The organism is Actinosynnema sp., from assembly GCF_052038725.1.
Window position 1 is genome coordinate 1 of record NZ_JBQGCX010000723.1, and the last position, 1,908, is coordinate 1,908.

A 1,908-nucleotide genomic window follows, 5' to 3' on the forward strand; every position below is an offset into this window, starting at 1 on the left:
ACCGCGCGCACGGCCTTGCCCGCGCCCAGCCTGCGGTCCGGGGAGGCGGTGCCGCCGGACAGCAGCAGGCCGCCGCGGCCGAGCCCGGCCTGGGTCAGGCCGGACTCGCCGATCGCCACCGGTCCGCCCGCCGCCGCGACCACCCGCTCCCGGCCACCGGGCAGGATCGCCGGGACGGTCCACAGGCCGCCCCTGTCGTCCACCAGGTGGGTGACCACGCCCGCGTAGCCGGAGCTGGTCACGACCGGTTCGGTGCACAGCCCGTACAGGCGCAGCGCCCCGATCGGGCGGTACTCGCGGCGGGCGGTGCCGCGCAGCTCCGCCGGGTCGACGGGGACGCCCGCGCGCAGGTCGTGGCAGAGCAGGAGCAGCTCGACCAGCTCGGCGGTGAGCAGCTCGCGGTCGAACGAGGACGATCCCGCCCTCGCGTCCGCCAGCATCGAGGCGATCCGCAGGCCCGCCGACGACGCGCGGTGCAGGCCGGCGACGCGGGCGACGTGCACCGCCCGCAGCAGACCGGCCCGCACGACCGCGCCGCTGCCGGACGCGCCGGAGCGCAGCACGGTCGCGCACGCCTCCCACAGCACGGCGGCGGCGGAGCGCTCGTCCTCGCGGATCGGCGGCGGACCGGACTCCGCCACGACCTCCGCCACGGGGGCCGCGACCTCGGCCGGGGCTCCGGTGTCGGGGGCCTCGGCGACCTCGGCCGCCGCGACCGCGACGCCCCGGTGCAGGCACTTGGGCGCGAGCAGGCAGGTGCAGGTCAGGTCGTCGGCCGAGGCGAGCACCCCGCCGCGCAGCACCCAGGTGAGGGCGGTGTCGGCGTCCAGCTCGGCCCGCGCCCCGTCCCCGTCGACCACGACCTGCCAGGCCGCCGCCTTGTCGAGCGCGGCGTCGACCCGCTTGCGCAGGCGCGGCGGGAGGGCGTCGAGCACGTCGGCGACCACGGCGGGCGCCACCGGGGGCGGGGTCATCCGCGCACCTTCTCCCCGACCCAGCGGGCCAGCTCCTGCGGGCTCAGCGCGGCCACCGGCATCCCGGCGGCCACCAGCGAACCCGCGATCGACGTGGAGTAGCGGGGCTTGCCGGTGTCGTCCAGGCTCGCGCAGCCCAGCACCGTGACACCGGCGGACACCAGCTCCCTGACCTGCGCGGTGAGCGAGGCGACCGGTCCGCCCTCCTCGAAGTCGCTGACCAGCACCACCATCGTCCTCTCCGGCACGGTCACCAGGTCGCGGGCGTGCCGCAGCGCGCCCGCGATGTGCGTGCCACCGCCGACCCTGACCTCCAGCAGCAGCGACAGCGGGTCGGCGACCCGCTCGCTCAGGTCGACCACCTGGGTGGAGAACGCCAGGAAGTGCGTGGTCAGCGACCGCACGCCCGCGAACACGGACGCGGTGAGCGCCGCCCACACCGTGGACGCCTCCATCGAGCCCGACACGTCGACCACGAGGATCAGCCGCCAGTCGTTGGCCTTGCGGCCCCGGCTGCGGAACACCGGGCGCTCCGGGATGACCACGACCTTGCCCCGCTCGTCGCGGCGGGCCGTGGCCAGGTTCGCCCTGAGGGTGCGCGGCAGGTCGAGCTTGCCGCCGGGGCGGCGGGTGGGGAACGGCAGCTGCATCCCGGTCAGGGCGGGCCTGATCCGGTTGGCGAGCTGCTCGGCCAGCTCGCGGACCAGCCGCGCCACCAGCGGGCGCAACCGGGCGAGCGCGTCCTCGGAGAGGCCGCCCGCCAGGGACAGGACGTTGCGCAGCAGGTCGACCGAGGGGCGCACGGAGGTCGGGTCGATCTCCAGCGCGGCCTCCAGCCTGCCGCCCTCGGCGGCGGCGGCCAGGACCTCCTCGCGGACCCGGTCGCCGAACAGGGCCCTGAGCTCGTCGGACCACTCGCGCACGACGGGGAACG

The 1,908-nt window shown here is 77.0% G+C and carries 1 protein-coding gene and 1 pseudogene; both read right to left on the reverse strand.

The genetic code is table 11. The features are described 5' to 3' along the window. Nucleotides 1-974: pseudogene (locus ACTUAL_RS15015) on the reverse strand (hypothetical protein); the annotation flags it as partial. Beyond that, nucleotides 971-1,908, reverse strand: a 938-nt coding sequence (locus ACTUAL_RS15020) for a VWA domain-containing protein (protein ID WP_440900681.1), incomplete at its 5' end; no start/stop codon positions are given. The gene ACTUAL_RS15020 and the pseudogene ACTUAL_RS15015, both read right to left, overlap by 4 nt.